We start from the raw sequence: 13,481 nt of genomic DNA on the forward strand, positions 1-13,481 counted from the left end.
ATTCCGGGTATACGAGACGTTCTTCGGAGATCACATTTAAAACTTGATCCAAATATTTGGATGCAAGATATTTAGCCATCGGAAGATTGATATCCAGATAATTTCCGCAGTCTCTTGCAGTAGCACCCGGAACATCCCCCTCATATCCGGCAATAAACTCATACATTTCTTTTACGAGCGGTATGATATCAGCGGATTCAAAATCTCCAGCCAGAACCAAGTAGAAACCGGTTCTGCATCCCATTGGCCCAAAATAGATGGTCCGTGTTCCATAATCCTCATGGTTGCGGAGAAAAGTGGCGCCGAGGTGCTCGATGGCATGTATTTCCGCTGTGTTCATGACAGGTTCGTAATTTGGACGTGTCATGCGCAGATCGAAAGTCGTGATGACAGTTCCGTTCACATGGTCTTTTCTTGAGACATACACTCCTGGTAGCAATTTCAAGTGGTTTATCGTAAAACTAGCGATCTTTTCCATTTTTAACCTCCTGTGTTCTTTGTAGACATATCCGAAGGACAGAGCGCAAATTCTCCGGCTGCGGACACTAACCAAAGTATACATGGATTTCCCGAAAAGAGCAAGGTTATACTGAAATCTGCATAAAGATATGATATACTGGTACACAGCGAAAAGGAGGAAGAGACCATGAAAATATATTTTATCCGTCACGGAGAGACAGACTGGAATAAAGTGCGAAAACTGCAGGGGAAATCTGACATTCCTCTGAATGCCTTCGGGATACATCTTGCAGAGGAGACAGGGAAAGGGCTCAAGGGAATCCAATTTGATGCAGCATACACAAGTCCGCTAACTCGGGCAAAAGAGACGGCACGCCTCGTTTTGGGGGACCGGAAAGTTACGCTTATTGAAGATGAGAGACTGGAAGAGATGGGATTTGGAATCTATGAGGGACTATGCTGTAAAGAAGATCATTTGGAAATTCCGGATCCGGAGTTTTTGAATTTCTTTCACGCACCGGAAAAATACCATGCGCCAGAAGGAGGGGAAACTTTTGCAGAACTGCTACGACGAACCGGCGATTTCCTGGAGAGTTTGAAAAAAGAAGAGTTTGAGGCCAAACAGACAATTCTTGTGTCCACACACGGAGCAGCACTCTGCGCTATCCTTTCCCATATCAAAGGACATACGCTCTCTCAGTTCTGGGGAAACGGTGTTCAGAAAAATTGTGCTGTCACAATCGCAGTTTTGGAAAATGGGGAATACAGAATTGAAGAAGAGGGAATTACATATTATCAAGATGAAGTAAAACCATGGTAACAAAAACAGGCGCTGCACGAAAAACACGTGCGACGCCTGTTTTGATCAAGAATATTTCAAATGAAAAATTAATCGTCTGCCTCTTCTTCAGCTGTTGTAGCGTATGTCTGGCGCTTCCTTGCCATCTCATCGCTCTCCAGGTATTCATCGTAAGTTGTGATCTTATCGATCATCTGTCCGTTCGGCATAATTTCCATGATGCGGTTTGCGGTCGTCTGAACGATCTGATGGTCTCTGGATGAGAAGAGGATTACACCTGGGAATTTGATCATTCCGTTATTCAGTGCTGTGATGGATTCCATGTCCAGGTGGTTGGTCGGTTCATCAAAAAGAAGGACGTTTGCGCCGGAGATCATCATCTTGGAAAGAAGACATCTTACTTTTTCTCCTCCTGAGAGTACATTGACTCTTTTGACGCCGTCTTCGCCGCCAAATAACATACGGCCAAGGAAACCGCGCACATATGTCACATCTTTTTCTTCAGAATACTGAGTGAGCCATTCTGTGATCGTGTAGTCACTGTCAAACTCTTTTCCACTGTCTTTCGGGAAATATGCCTGACTTGTGGTAATTCCCCATTTGTATGTCCCTTCATCCGGTTCCATTTCTCCTGCAAGGATCTGGAAGAGGGTCGTCTTTGCAAGCTCGTTGCTTCCAACGAAAGCGACTTTGTCATCGTGATTGATGGTAAAGCTCAGGTTGTCCAGAACCTTTACTCCATCTATCGTCTTGGAGAGCCCTTCCACAGTCAGCACTTCGTTTCCGATCTCGCGGTTTGGACGGAAATCAATGTATGGATATTTTCGGCTTGACGGGCGGATCTCATCCAACTGGATTTTCTCCAGCGCCTTTTTTCGGGATGTCGCCTGTTTGGATTTGGAAGCATTTGCGCTGAAACGGGAGATAAACTCCTTCAATTCTTTGATCTTTTCTTCTTTTTTCTTGTTTGCCTCTTTCATCTGACGGATCAGAAGCTGACTGGATTCATACCAGAAATCATAATTTCCGGCATAAAGCTGGATTTTACCGTAATCGATGTCTGCGATCTGTGTGCAGACTTTGTTCAGGAAATAACGGTCGTGGGATACTACAATGACTGTGTTGTTAAAATTGATCAGGAATTCTTCCAGCCACGCGATAGCATCCAGGTCCAGGTGGTTGGTCGGCTCATCCAGCAACAGGATATCTGGATTACCAAAAAGAGCCTGAGCGAGAAGTACCTTGACTTTCTCGGCACCTGTGAGATTTTTCATGTACTGGTAATGAAGGTCTGTCTCTATTCCAAGGCCGTTCAGAAGGTTGGCCGCATCGGATTCTGCCTCCCAGCCGTTCATAGTGGCAAATTCCCCTTCGAGCTCGCTTGCCTTCATACCATCTTCATCGGTAAAGTCTTCCTTGGCATAAAGCGCTTCCTTTTCTTTCATGATTTCATAAAGGCGCGCATTTCCCATGATGACAGTGTCAAGCACCATGTATTCGTCATATTTAAAATGATCCTGCTGAAGGAAAGACAACCGTTCCCCCGGTGTGATGATGACTTCTCCGTTAGTCGGTTCAAGCTGCCCGGACAAAATCTTCAGGAAGGTGGATTTTCCGGCACCGTTTGCACCGATCAGGCCATAGCAATTGCCTTCCGTAAATTTGATCGTCACATCTTCGAAAAGAGCCTTCTTCCCAACGCGGAGGGTAACATTGTTTGTACTGATCATGTCATTTCATCTCCTTTACTTTATTATTCCCGCAGACAAGAAGCGATGCAGAGATTCTGTTCGTCTGATACTGCGGGCAATGGAATTCATATTTTCTAATAAAGGGCAGATGCCCAACGCTTATCTTACCATGGAGATGCGGACGGTGCAAGGAGTTTTGGGAAGAATTTGGGGAAACTAAGTCTTCTTGCATGGAAAAACAGAAAATCCTGGTTGCCTTCCGAGAAGAGGAGGGTATAATATAGTGTAAAGGAGGGATGTGTGTATTATGGAACAAAACGACAAAACAAAACGACAACTGGTCCCTGCTGTACTTGTATTGGAAGGCGGCGCAACAAGGGGCGTCTTTTCATCTGGTGCACTGGATTTTCTGATGGAAAAAAATCTGTATGTGACAGATGTGATCGGAGTGTCAGCCGGTGCCTGCAATGCCGTCGATTATGTGTCGGAGCAGATTGGGCGTACAAGGGACTGCATGATTCACAAAGAAAAAGAACTGGATTATTATTTGGGAATCCGGAAAATGTTTAAAGAAAAAAGCATGCTGGATATGGACTTGATCTTTGACAAATATCCAAATGAATTGATTCCTTTTGATTACGATACGTATTTTGATTCGGATATCAACTGTGAGATTGTCACGACGAATTGCGAAACGGGAAAAGCAGAGTACATGACCGAAAGGAAAGACAGAGATCGTCTCATGAAAATCGGACGGGCATCCAGCAGTATGCCGTTGGCAGCCCCTATCGTGAGGATAGACGGGGTTCCATATCTGGACGGTGGTTTGGCCGATTCTGTTCCGATACAGCGGGCAATGAAAAAAGGACGCGAGAAGATCATCATCATCCTTACACGGAACGAAGGATACAGAAAGAAACAGCCTTCCATAGGGGAGGCAAAGATTTACCGTTCCGCTTATAAAAAGTACCCAAATCTTGTCAGGACTATTCTGAGAAGGCCGTATACGTACAACAGACAGATGGAGCAAATCGAAAAACTGGAAGAGGAAGGAAAAATCTTTGTCCTTCGGCCGAAGATCAAAGCAATATCCAGGCTGGAGAAAAATTACGACAGGCTGACATCTTTCTATGAACATGGATATGTCCGGATGAAGGATCAGTATAAGAAGCTGATGGATTATCTGGAAATGGAATAAGATGAGACGGGCAGATTCTTTTTCATCTACAGCAGGACATTTGGGGATGTCTCTGATGAAAAAGAGCCTGCCCGTCTTGCAGATCTTTTACAGTGTTTTGTAAGTAATCTCCTGAAGAAACAGCCCCTTTGGATCTGCCGGATCTGAGGCCTTTTTTGTTCCAGAAAAAATAGCATCTATATCGCTTACCGGGCGAAGTGAAAGACCGATATCCAGAAGAGTCGAGACAATGATCCTTGCCATATTGTGAAGAAAATCGCTGGCACAGATCGAAATTTGAAGCTCTGATGCATCTTCATAAATGTCGATATCAAACACTTCTTTCGGTGCGGCCTTTTTCTTCTTGGAGGAAGAAAATGCCTGGAAATTGTGCTTCCCTTTTAAAAGAGCGGCGGCTTCCCTCATACGATCTGTATCAGGGCGCTTAAAAGAGTGGTAAACATACTTTCGTTCAAATACATTTGGAACATCAGCTACGGAAATACGGTAAACATAAGTCCTGGATGCGGCGGTCATGGAAGAGTGAAAGCGCTCTGGCATGTCTTCCGCTTCAGTGACAGCGATATCTGTCGGAAGATAGTGGTTCAGATAGTTTTTTATTTCACGGAGTGAGAGTGATGCAGATGTGTGAAAGTTTACAGTCTGTGCGTAGGCATGAACCCCGCTTTCTGTTCTGGATCCACAGATCAGCTCCGGTTTTTCTCCAGTCATCTTGCAGATCACGTCGGAAAGTCTGCCGGAAATTGTGTTTGAGGAATCTTCATCCCCAAGGCGCTGCCATCCTTGATAACGGCTTCCATCGTATTCCAGGATGAGTTTTATATTTCTCATAATGAATATCTCCTTTTTCTTTTTTCTGCTGTGGCAGTGTGTCATGTATCATGATATAATAAATTGGCAGAAAAAGAAAGCAAAATATGGGGATGATAAGATGTCAGAAGAAAAAATGAAGAAAACCGTGGAAGATTCTCTCGTCGAGACAGTCCATATCGTACGTCCGACACACCTGAATTCGGCAGGGCGTCTTTTCGGGGGCGTGCTCATTCAGTGGATAGATGAGGTGGCGGGGATAGTAGCAAAGCGGCACAGTATGTCCAACGTTACAACAGCATCCATAGATAATCTGAAATTTATTCGCGGAGCTTATCAGGATGATATGGTAGTCATTCGAGGGAAACTTACCTACACTGGACGAACGTCCATGGAAATCCGTGTGGATACGTATATTGAAGATTTAAAAGGAATTCGCAAGCCGATTAACCGTGCATACTTTACGATGGTTGCTCTGGATGAAAACGATCGTCCAAAGCAGGTGCCAGAGCTGATCGTCCGGACAGAAGCGGAAAGAGCAGAGTGGGCCGGAGCCGAAAAAAGAAGAGAAAACCGGCTGATGCGAAAAGAGGAAGGATTTTAAGAGGAGCTAATTGCTCCTCTTTTTCCATGCCGCATTCACAAAAGCGACCATCTGATCAATCTGCGCTTTTTCCTCGCTGCTTTTCCCTTCTTTGAGCATCTGCAGAAGCAGCTCGATTTCTTCCTGAGAAAAACGGATTCCCTTTTTGTTCGCGCCGGTTATGATGGACATCATGATCGGTGCAAGAGATTTGCCGCTTTTCCCGCGGGTACGCTCAAATGCCATCCGGATCAGCTCCTGTTTGAGAGGATCCAGGTGCTTCATCTGGGGATGTTCCATCCACTTCATCCATTGCTCGTCTGTCTGGCTCATGCATTTCATCTCCTTCCGAAACCATTTCTTTATATATATCGAACATTTCCTGTTTATCAGGTGGCATCACGGACTTTAAAATTTCCGCTGGATCGCTGTTTTCCGACATGGACTGAAACATTTCCATCATACTCATGGCGGAAAAGACCATATCCAGATTCTCTGCCTCTTCTTCTTTCATGTACGGACGGATTTCCTGAAGCACATCTGTCGGAGAGATTTTTCCTGAGCAGGGGATAGACTGGCTGGAAACTTTCGCACATTTTCCAAAGTAGTCCCATGTATTCCGAAGTTCAGTGAATTTGATAAACACCGCAAAAGTGCGCTGCTGCCCGGCTGGAAGATAAGGGAGGATCAGCTTCATCATCTGAAGCTCCTCTGTTGTGACAAGCATATCAAAAGGTGTCATAGGAAACGGTTTTTTCTGATCCATCTTTCCCCTCCCCTCTGTCTGGTGTAGTGGCTCCCTTCTGAATATATATGTGTATAAAACCTAATTTATTCGCAAATCATATACTGATACTAGGGGAAAGAAAATCTGCGTATATTTAGAGAGAGGAGGCAGGCCAGATGGCGAGAAGACTGATTATAGATGGCAATGCGGTCTATGAACTGGACGAAGAGTGTATGTTGAAAAAAAGGGAAAGCGACATAAAAAGCCAGAAAAATGCAGGGCTATCCGCTTACGTAAACGAACAAGACGAACAAAAGGCCAGAAATCGTCAAGCGAAATAAAGTAGAGTGAATGGATCTGTTTCGATCAGACAGACAAATGAAATGTCCACAGTTCTGATCTGGAGCAGATCCATACATTTTTAAAAATGCAGTTTTCAAGATTAAAAAAAACTGTTATGATAAAATACAGCGAAGAAATAGAAAGAAGGATTATTATGACAAAAGTAGATATCGTATCCGGTTTTCTTGGAGCCGGAAAGACAACCTTTATCAAACAACTCTTGTCCGATGTATATCAGGGAGAAAAGATCGTTCTGATCGAAAACGAGTTCGGGGAGATTGGAATCGATAGAGGATTTCTGAAAGATGCAGGAGTGGAGATTACAGAAATGAATTCCGGCTGTATCTGCTGTACTCTCGTAGGAGATTTCAGCACCGCACTGAGAAAAGTCGTAGACGAGTACCATCCGGACCGTATCCTGATCGAACCATCCGGAGTTGGAAAGCTTTCGGATGTGGCAAAAGCCGTACGTGATGTAGAAAAGCATTGCGGCGTCTGCCTGAACGGACAGATTACGGTGGCAGACGGGAAAAAAGTAAAGATCTATATGAAGAATTTCGGAGAATTCTACAATAATCAGATCGAGCACGCATCCGTCATCGTTCTGAGCCGTACGCAGTCCATGACAGAAGAAAAACTGAAAGAAGCGGTCGCGATGATCCGTGAGAAGAATCCGGATGCATCCGTCATTACCACACCGTGGGACAAGCTTGATGGCGAAGTGATCAGGAAAGCTTTAGAACACCGTTCTGTCGCAGACCAGCTTTTGGAGGAAGAAGAACATCATTGCTGCCATCATCATGAAGAAGGCCATGATCATGGACACCATCATGACGAACACTGCAGCTGCGGACACCACCATGAGGAGCATCATCATCACGGGGAAGAGTGCGGCTGCGGGCACCATCATCACGAAGGCCACCACCATGCGGATGAAGTATTTACAAGTTGGGGAACCGAGACTGTGGAAAAATATGAAAAAGCAGAGCTTGAAAACTGGCTGGAAGAGATGGCAGATGAAAATAAATATGGCACAGTGCTGCGGGCAAAAGGAATCGTGGAAGGTACGGACGGACAGTGGCTGGAGTTCGACCTTGTACCAGGAGAATATGAGATTCGAAACGCGCGCCCTGATTACACGGGCAAAGTCTGTGTCATCGGTACGGATCTGAAGACAGATGAAATCAAAGGATTTTTGAGAGTATAGCAGGAGAACGCAGAATGGATACAGTAGTAGAACTTTTTACAGGTTTTCTTGACAGCGGAAAGACGACGCTGATCAAGGCAGCTCTAAACAGCCCGGATTTCCTGGACTATGAGACAACGCTTCTCCTTGTATGCGAAGAAGGGGAAGAGGAGTATGACGAGGATTATCTCTCAGACAACCATATCATTAAGATGGTTATCGATGAAGAAGAAAAACTGAATCCTTTTTTTCTGGAAGGCCTGGAACTGAATTATCGTCCCGATCATGTTATGATCGAGTTTAACGGGACATGGGATCTGAACAGAGTCCTGGAGATGCAGCTTCCGCCGGGATGGGAAATCGCATCGATACTGTCTACTGTCGACGCGGGGACCGCACAGATGTATCTGACCAATATGAGAAATCTGTTTCTCGCGCCCCTTCTGTCATCCGATCTTGTTATTGTGAACCGGACGGAAGATAATACAGATCGCGCCAAAATACGGAGGAGTATCAAAGTTATGAATCCTGGAGCCCAGATCGTATTTGAGCGGGAAGACGGAGAACCGGTAGAAAATACCGAAGAAGAACTGCCGTTTGACTTCCATGCGCCGGTCATTGAGGTGGATGAGATCGATTATGGAATCTGGTATTTGGATGCGATGGAACATCCGGAACACTACAAAAACAAAAAAATCAGATTTCTTGCACAGGTATACAAAAACCGCAGGTTGGGAGAACATACTTTTGTGCCGGGGCGGTTTGTGATGACGTGCTGCGCGGAGGATATTACCTTTCTTGGGTTCATTTGCAGAACAAGGGAAGATATTCCATATAAGAACAGGGATTGGATATATGTTACCGTAACGTTCCGATATGAATATGTGAAACAGTATAAAGATAAAGGACCGGTTCTTTATCTGGATGAGATGATACCGGCTAAAAAGCCGCAGAATGATGTGGTCACATTTGACTAAATTTACCGATGAAAAAGCCAGGGCGGGATGTTTTACCCCACCCTGGCTCTTTTTGTGCGGCCGGAAAGTTCTGTGAACTTCATGGCCGCATAAGAGAATTACGAAAAATGATGTGTCTGATTAGCAGCACATGTTGTCATTGCATCCGCATCCGTTGCCAAAACCGCCGCAGCAGCAAAGCAGAAGGATGATCCACAGACAGCTGTCATTGCATCCGCCAAAACCGCCGCTTCGTCCGTTGCCACCGCATCCGCCGCAGCAGCAGAGGAGAAGGATAATCCACAGACAGGAATTTCCTCCGAATCCGTTTGCAGAAGATTCACATCCGCATCCACAGTTTGTTGCACTTAAGTCACTCATGTTGTTGCCTCCATTGATTGTTATTTACAATGTTATACTATGTAGGAGGGCTTGGAAGTGTTTCCAGTTCCTAGAAAATTTTGAACCAGTGAAATTTATCGTTTAATCCCAACAGGAAAAGTGCAAGGATGATGACAGGAAGAATCCATGTGAAATACGGTTTCATCCATCTTTTGATTTTGAGACCTTTTCCGGTATTTGCTTCTTCCATGAAACGGTCAAATCCCCAGCCGTACCGTGTCACGCAGAAAAGAAGGTAGACGAGAGATCCAAGCGGCAGCAGGATATTGCTCACGATAAAATCTTCCAGATCCATGATCGTACTGCCTTTTCCAAACGGGGCAAAGGAGGACAAGACATTATAGCCAAGTACGCATGGAACCGATGCGGCCAGCAGAATAAAGAAATTGATGATGCTGGACTTCTTTCTGCTGCACCCGGTCATATCCATACCACAAGAAATGATATTCTCAAACACAGCCAAAACTGTGGAGAATGCCGCAAAGGACATAAAAATGAAGAACAGGCTTCCCCAAAGCCGACCAAGTGGCATGTGGTTGAAAATGTTCGGAAGCGTCAGGAAAATCAGGCTTGGACCGCTTCCAGCATCCACGCCGAAGGAAAAGCACGCAGGAAAAATAATGAGCCCGGATACGATGGCGACGAAAGTATCCAGAACTGCCACATTGACAGCTTCGCCAAAAAGTGCGCGTTCTTTCCCGATATAGCTTCCAAAGATGGCCATAGCACCAATACCAAGGCTCAGTGTAAAGAAGGACTGATTCATTGCAGCGACGATCGTCGTGCCGATGCCAATCTCCTTCATTCTGTCCAAATCCGGTTTCAGATAGAAAGAAAGGCCTTCTGCTCCGCCTTTTAAAAGCAGACTGTTGATTGCAAGGACAACCATGATAAGCAGAAGAAGGATCATCATCCCTTTTGTGACACGCTCAAGCCCTTTCTGAAGCCCAACTGAGCAGATCAAGATTCCGGCAGCCACTACGATAACCATCCAAAAGAGCATGACACTAGGTCTGGCAAGCATTTCATTGAAGAGGGATTCTACCTTCTCAGTGGATGCATTCTCGAATTTCCCAGTGGCGGTCATGTAAAAATAGTGCAGCATCCATCCGGCGACAGTCGTGTAGAACATCATAAGAAAATAGTTCCCGATCAAGGCTACATAGCCGTGCAGATGCCATTTACTTCCTTTTTTCTCCAGTACATAATATGCCCGGACTGGGCTTTTCTGGCTGGCTCTCCCCACAGAAAATTCCATCGTCATAACCGGAAGCCCCAGGATAACGAGGAAGAAGATGTAAAAGACGACGAATGCTCCTCCTCCATACTGTCCCGTTATGTAAGGAAATTTCCAGACATTTCCGATCCCAATTGCACATCCGGCAGACAGTAAGATAAACCCAAGCCTGGATCCAAGTTTTTCTCTTTCCATAATTGATTTCCTATCCCTTTCATTTGTTTTGTTGATTTCAACTTTTTTTAGTATAAAGAGACATTCGTTGTAAGTCAATTCAAAGTTGGTTGATGGCCAAGACCTTGACCTGGTGTAACCAGTAACGGAAGGTATTTTTATGAATAAGCTGTTTAAAAAGGGGATTTTGATTATGAAGCATGTCAGGGAAGCCATCCAGTACGACTGCGACGATACCCTTCATGGAGGAATCGACGGCAAAGGCGTGACGGTTGCAGTTCTTGATACCGGGATCACGAATCATCCGGATCTTGATGGAAGGATCGCTGCTTTTGGGGATATGGTTTCCGGTAAAAAAATAATGTATGATGACAATTCCCACGGGACTCATGTGGCAGGTATCATTGCAGGAAGCGGGAAAATGTCATCCGGATTTTATAGAGGAATCGCACCTGGGTGCCGCATCGTAGCCATAAAGGTGCTGGACAAAAGAGGAGAGGGGAAAATCAGGGATCTTATAGACGGAATTCGGGCTGTTCTCAATTATCAAGAGCGTTGGGGAATCCGAATTGTGAATATCTCTATCGGTACACTTCCCCACGAAGGAGACACAGAGGAAGCGGAGCTTCTCAGATGGGTGGAGCGTATGTGGGATGCGGGGCTTGTCGTCATAACAGCTGCGGGAAATTATGGGCCCGGCAGAGGGACTGTCACTATCCCCGGCATCAGTCCCAAAGTTATCACAGTGGGAGCCTCAGACGATGGAGAATTACGGGACAGAAACGGGAAGATTGGAAAAAATTATTCTGGAAGAGGTCCAACAAAAGATTGCGTCTGCAAGCCGGATATTGTGGCTCCCGGGTCATACGTTACCTCATGCAATGGCTGGTGTGGGCTGAAAAATCACAAGATGTACAGTGTGAAAAGCGGAACATCCATGGCAGCACCCATCGTATCCGGCGCTGCGGCGCTTCTGTTGTGCAAATATCCGGATATGAGCAATGTGGAAGTCAAGATACGAATGATGGAACGTGCCGATGATACAGGGAAAAGTCGCCATGTCCAAGGAAGAGGTATACTAAATATAAAGAAACTGCTGGACAGGTAGTAAAAAAAATAAAGGTGTCAAGAAAAAACACTTGACACCTGTTTGCTTTTATAGTATGATGGCTCAGGTGAGAAAAATGGACGAATTGATCAAGCAAACTCTTTTGTATGATTTTTACGGAGAGCTTTTGACAAAACATCAGAAAGAGATATACGAGCAGTTCATACTGGAAGATCTGTCACTTGGGGAGATCGCGCAGGATCGCGGGATCAGCCGCCAGGGTGTGCATGATACGATTAGAAGGTGCGAGAAGACACTGGAAGGGTATGAGAACAAACTGCATCTGATACGCAAGTTTCTCACGATCAAGGAAAAGGTACATCAGATCGACAGCCTGCTGGACACATATCAGGAGAAAGAAAAAGAGATCCTGATCCAGGAGATCCGGCAGATTTCTGATGAGATTATAGAGGAGTTATAAAATGGCATTTGACAGTTTAACAGAAAAACTTCAAAATGTGTTCCGCAGCCTGAGAAGCAAAGGGCGGCTTACGGAAGACGACGTAAAGACTGCACTCAGAGAAGTAAAGATGGCTCTTCTGGAAGCCGATGTCAATTTCAAAGTTGTGAAAAACTTTATAAAGAGCGTACAGGAACGCGCCGTAGGACAGGATGTCATGAATGGACTCAATCCGGGCCAGATGGTTATCAAGATTGTCAATGAGGAGCTCGTATCATTGATGGGATCTGAGACAACAGAGATCCGTCTCCAGCCGGGGAAAGAGACGACGGTCATTATGATGGCAGGTCTGCAGGGTGCCGGTAAAACGACAACGACTGCAAAGCTTGCCGGAAAGTTTAAGCTCAAAGGCAAAAAACCGCTCCTTGTTGCATGTGACGTTTACCGTCCGGCTGCCATCAAGCAGCTCCAGATCAACGGAGAAAAGCAAGGTGTGGAAGTATTCTCCATGGGCGAGAATCATAAGCCGTCCAATATCGCCAAAGCTGCCATGGAACATGCGGCAAAAAACGGCAATAACCTGGTCATCCTTGATACAGCGGGACGTCTTCACATAGATGAGGACATGATGGCGGAACTTCAGGAAATCAAAGAGACTGTGACTGTTCATCAGACAATCCTCGTGGTAGACGCCATGACAGGACAGGATGCAGTCAATGTGGCAAGCGAGTTCAACGAAAAGATTGGTATAGATGGTGTCATCGTCACGAAATTGGACGGAGACACAAGGGGCGGAGCGGCATTGTCCATCAAGGCCGTGACCGGATGCCCGATTCTTTATGTCGGAATGGGGGAAAAGCTTTCAGATTTGGAGCAGTTTTATCCGGATCGAATGGCATCCCGTATTCTTGGTATGGGAGATATCCTTACGCTGATTGAGAAGGCAGAAGCCGATATCGATGAAGAAAAGGCGAAAGAGATGTCGCAGAAGCTGAAAAAAGCCCAGTTCGATTTCGAAGATTATCTGGAATCTATGAAACAGATGAGAAAGATGGGAGGACTTGGCAATATCCTTGGGATGCTGCCGGGGCTTGGCGGCGGAATGCTTGGAAAGGCAGGAAAGACGCCGGAGATCGATTCCGATGAAGCACAGAAAAAGATGGAACGTATGGAGGCGATCATCTACTCCATGACAGTGAAGGAACGGAGAAATCCGGATATCCTGAATCCATCCAGAAAGCATCGCATTGCAAAAGGTGCGGGTGTTGATATCTCGGAAGTAAATAAGCTGTGCAAACAGTATGAACAGATGAAAAAGATGATGAAGCAGATGCCTGGAATGATGGGCGGCAGAGGTGGTAAAAAGGGAAAATTCAAATTACCTTTTTAGCATAAACAAATATTCATAA

Annotated in this window: 16 protein-coding genes; 9 read left to right on the plus strand and 7 right to left on the minus strand. The window is 45.4% G+C overall.

Annotation, left to right across the window (positions count from 1 at the left end; genetic code table 11):
* Window positions 1-478: S-ribosylhomocysteine lyase (locus tag FLB61_RS07845; RefSeq protein WP_087202444.1), on the minus strand; the 478-nt coding region annotated here is incomplete at its 3' end.
* Window positions 479-646: 168 nt separating this feature from the next.
* On the opposite strand from FLB61_RS07845, the gene FLB61_RS07850 reads away from it, so the two are divergent.
* Window positions 647-1,279 (plus strand): histidine phosphatase family protein, encoded by a 633-nt coding sequence (locus tag FLB61_RS07850; RefSeq protein ID WP_087212306.1) that lies wholly within the window; start codon window positions 647-649, stop codon window positions 1,277-1,279.
* Window positions 1,280-1,347: 68 nt separating this feature from the next.
* Here FLB61_RS07850 and FLB61_RS07855 read toward each other — a convergent pair whose 3' ends face one another.
* A complete protein-coding gene (locus FLB61_RS07855) occupies window positions 1,348-2,988 on the minus strand; it encodes an ABC-F family ATP-binding cassette domain-containing protein (protein WP_087202440.1) in 1,641 nt (546 codons plus the stop codon).
* Between the two features lie 268 nt (window positions 2,989-3,256).
* On the opposite strand from FLB61_RS07855, the gene FLB61_RS07860 reads away from it, so the two are divergent.
* The gene (locus FLB61_RS07860; RefSeq protein ID WP_330625533.1) at window positions 3,257-4,147 is read left to right on the plus strand and encodes a patatin-like phospholipase family protein; all 891 of its coding nucleotides are present in this window, start codon (window positions 3,257-3,259) and stop codon (window positions 4,145-4,147) included.
* 87 nt (window positions 4,148-4,234) lie between these two features.
* Here FLB61_RS07860 and truA read toward each other — a convergent pair whose 3' ends face one another.
* On the minus strand, window positions 4,235-4,978 hold the full coding sequence (gene truA / locus FLB61_RS07865; RefSeq protein WP_221919824.1) for a tRNA pseudouridine(38-40) synthase TruA: 744 nt from the start codon (window positions 4,976-4,978) through the stop codon (window positions 4,235-4,237).
* Window positions 4,979-5,078: 100 nt separating this feature from the next.
* Between truA and FLB61_RS07870 the strand changes: the two genes are divergently transcribed.
* Window positions 5,079-5,561: an acyl-CoA thioesterase gene (locus FLB61_RS07870; protein WP_087212337.1), complete on the plus strand. Its 483-nt coding sequence runs from the start codon at window positions 5,079-5,081 to the stop codon at window positions 5,559-5,561.
* Window positions 5,562-5,567: 6 nt separating this feature from the next.
* On the opposite strand, the gene FLB61_RS07875 is transcribed toward FLB61_RS07870, so the two are convergent.
* Window positions 5,568-5,786: a hypothetical protein gene (locus FLB61_RS07875; protein ID WP_318255679.1), complete on the minus strand. Its 219-nt coding sequence runs from the start codon at window positions 5,784-5,786 to the stop codon at window positions 5,568-5,570.
* Entirely contained in the window at window positions 5,776-6,306 is a 531-nt protein-coding gene (locus tag FLB61_RS07880; RefSeq protein ID WP_087212316.1) for a hypothetical protein, read from the minus strand. The genes FLB61_RS07875 and FLB61_RS07880 overlap by 11 nt, the downstream gene beginning before the upstream one ends.
* A gap of 137 nt (window positions 6,307-6,443) precedes the next feature.
* Here FLB61_RS07880 and FLB61_RS07885 point away from each other — a divergent pair, with 137 nt between their 5' ends.
* The 3 genes from FLB61_RS07885 to FLB61_RS07895 all read left to right on the plus strand — a co-directional run bounded on the left by FLB61_RS07885 (window position 6,444) and on the right by FLB61_RS07895 (window position 8,772).
* Entirely contained in the window at window positions 6,444-6,608 is a 165-nt protein-coding gene (locus tag FLB61_RS07885; RefSeq protein ID WP_158095415.1) for a hypothetical protein, read from the plus strand.
* Between the two features lie 155 nt (window positions 6,609-6,763).
* The gene (locus FLB61_RS07890) at window positions 6,764-7,816 is read left to right on the plus strand and encodes a CobW family GTP-binding protein (protein ID WP_221919825.1); all 1,053 of its coding nucleotides are present in this window, start codon (window positions 6,764-6,766) and stop codon (window positions 7,814-7,816) included.
* Window positions 7,817-7,830: 14 nt separating this feature from the next.
* A complete protein-coding gene (locus FLB61_RS07895) occupies window positions 7,831-8,772 on the plus strand; it encodes a TIGR03943 family putative permease subunit (RefSeq protein WP_221919826.1) in 942 nt (313 codons plus the stop codon).
* Window positions 8,773-8,892: 120 nt separating this feature from the next.
* On the opposite strand, the gene FLB61_RS07900 is transcribed toward FLB61_RS07895, so the two are convergent.
* Both FLB61_RS07900 and FLB61_RS07905 read right to left on the minus strand, forming a co-directional pair.
* Window positions 8,893-9,132 (minus strand): chorion class high-cysteine HCB protein 13, encoded by a 240-nt coding sequence (locus FLB61_RS07900; RefSeq protein WP_087202429.1) that lies wholly within the window; start codon window positions 9,130-9,132, stop codon window positions 8,893-8,895.
* 70 nt (window positions 9,133-9,202) lie between these two features.
* On the minus strand, window positions 9,203-10,585 hold the full coding sequence (locus FLB61_RS07905; RefSeq protein ID WP_221919827.1) for a sodium-dependent transporter: 1,383 nt from the start codon (window positions 10,583-10,585) through the stop codon (window positions 9,203-9,205).
* A gap of 172 nt (window positions 10,586-10,757) precedes the next feature.
* On the opposite strand from FLB61_RS07905, the gene FLB61_RS07910 reads away from it, so the two are divergent.
* The 3 genes from FLB61_RS07910 to ffh all read left to right on the plus strand — a co-directional run bounded on the left by FLB61_RS07910 (window position 10,758) and on the right by ffh (window position 13,462).
* Window positions 10,758-11,672, plus strand: coding sequence for a S8 family peptidase (locus FLB61_RS07910; RefSeq protein WP_087202426.1), 915 nt, complete (start codon window positions 10,758-10,760; stop codon window positions 11,670-11,672).
* Window positions 11,673-11,748: 76 nt separating this feature from the next.
* Entirely contained in the window at window positions 11,749-12,093 is a 345-nt protein-coding gene (ylxM, locus tag FLB61_RS07915) for a YlxM family DNA-binding protein (protein ID WP_087202578.1), read from the plus strand.
* 1 nt (window position 12,094) lies between these two features.
* Window positions 12,095-13,462, plus strand: a complete 1,368-nt coding sequence (ffh, locus tag FLB61_RS07920; RefSeq protein ID WP_087202580.1) for a signal recognition particle protein — start codon at window positions 12,095-12,097, stop codon at window positions 13,460-13,462.
* Window positions 13,463-13,481: the final 19 nt, after the last annotated feature.

It is taken from the genome of Sellimonas caecigallum (assembly GCF_019754295.1).
Lineage (GTDB): Bacteria > Bacillota > Clostridia > Lachnospirales > Lachnospiraceae > Sellimonas > Sellimonas caecigallum.

Coding starts and splice junctions, on each gene's coding strand:
- FLB61_RS07850 (WP_087212306.1), top strand. CDS start 647: ATGAAAATATATTTTATCCGTCACGGAGAGACAGACTGGAATAAAGTG.
- FLB61_RS07880 (WP_087212316.1), bottom strand. CDS start 6,306: ATGGATCAGAAAAAACCGTTTCCTATGACACCTTTTGATATGCTTGTC.
- ffh (WP_087202580.1), top strand. CDS start 12,095: ATGGCATTTGACAGTTTAACAGAAAAACTTCAAAATGTGTTCCGCAGC.
- ylxM (WP_087202578.1), top strand. CDS start 11,749: ATGGACGAATTGATCAAGCAAACTCTTTTGTATGATTTTTACGGAGAG.
- FLB61_RS07855 (WP_087202440.1), bottom strand. CDS start 2,988: ATGATCAGTACAAACAATGTTACCCTCCGCGTTGGGAAGAAGGCTCTT.
- FLB61_RS07875 (WP_318255679.1), bottom strand. CDS start 5,786: ATGGCATTTGAGCGTACCCGCGGGAAAAGCGGCAAATCTCTTGCACCG.
- FLB61_RS07860 (WP_330625533.1), top strand. CDS start 3,257: ATGGAACAAAACGACAAAACAAAACGACAACTGGTCCCTGCTGTACTT.
- FLB61_RS07900 (WP_087202429.1), bottom strand. CDS start 9,132: ATGAGTGACTTAAGTGCAACAAACTGTGGATGCGGATGTGAATCTTCT.
- FLB61_RS07905 (WP_221919827.1), bottom strand. CDS start 10,585: ATGGAAAGAGAAAAACTTGGATCCAGGCTTGGGTTTATCTTACTGTCT.
- FLB61_RS07890 (WP_221919825.1), top strand. CDS start 6,764: ATGACAAAAGTAGATATCGTATCCGGTTTTCTTGGAGCCGGAAAGACA.
- FLB61_RS07885 (WP_158095415.1), top strand. CDS start 6,444: ATGGCGAGAAGACTGATTATAGATGGCAATGCGGTCTATGAACTGGAC.
- FLB61_RS07895 (WP_221919826.1), top strand. CDS start 7,831: ATGGATACAGTAGTAGAACTTTTTACAGGTTTTCTTGACAGCGGAAAG.
- FLB61_RS07870 (WP_087212337.1), top strand. CDS start 5,079: ATGTCAGAAGAAAAAATGAAGAAAACCGTGGAAGATTCTCTCGTCGAG.
- truA (WP_221919824.1), bottom strand. CDS start 4,978: ATGAGAAATATAAAACTCATCCTGGAATACGATGGAAGCCGTTATCAA.
- FLB61_RS07910 (WP_087202426.1), top strand. CDS start 10,758: ATGAAGCATGTCAGGGAAGCCATCCAGTACGACTGCGACGATACCCTT.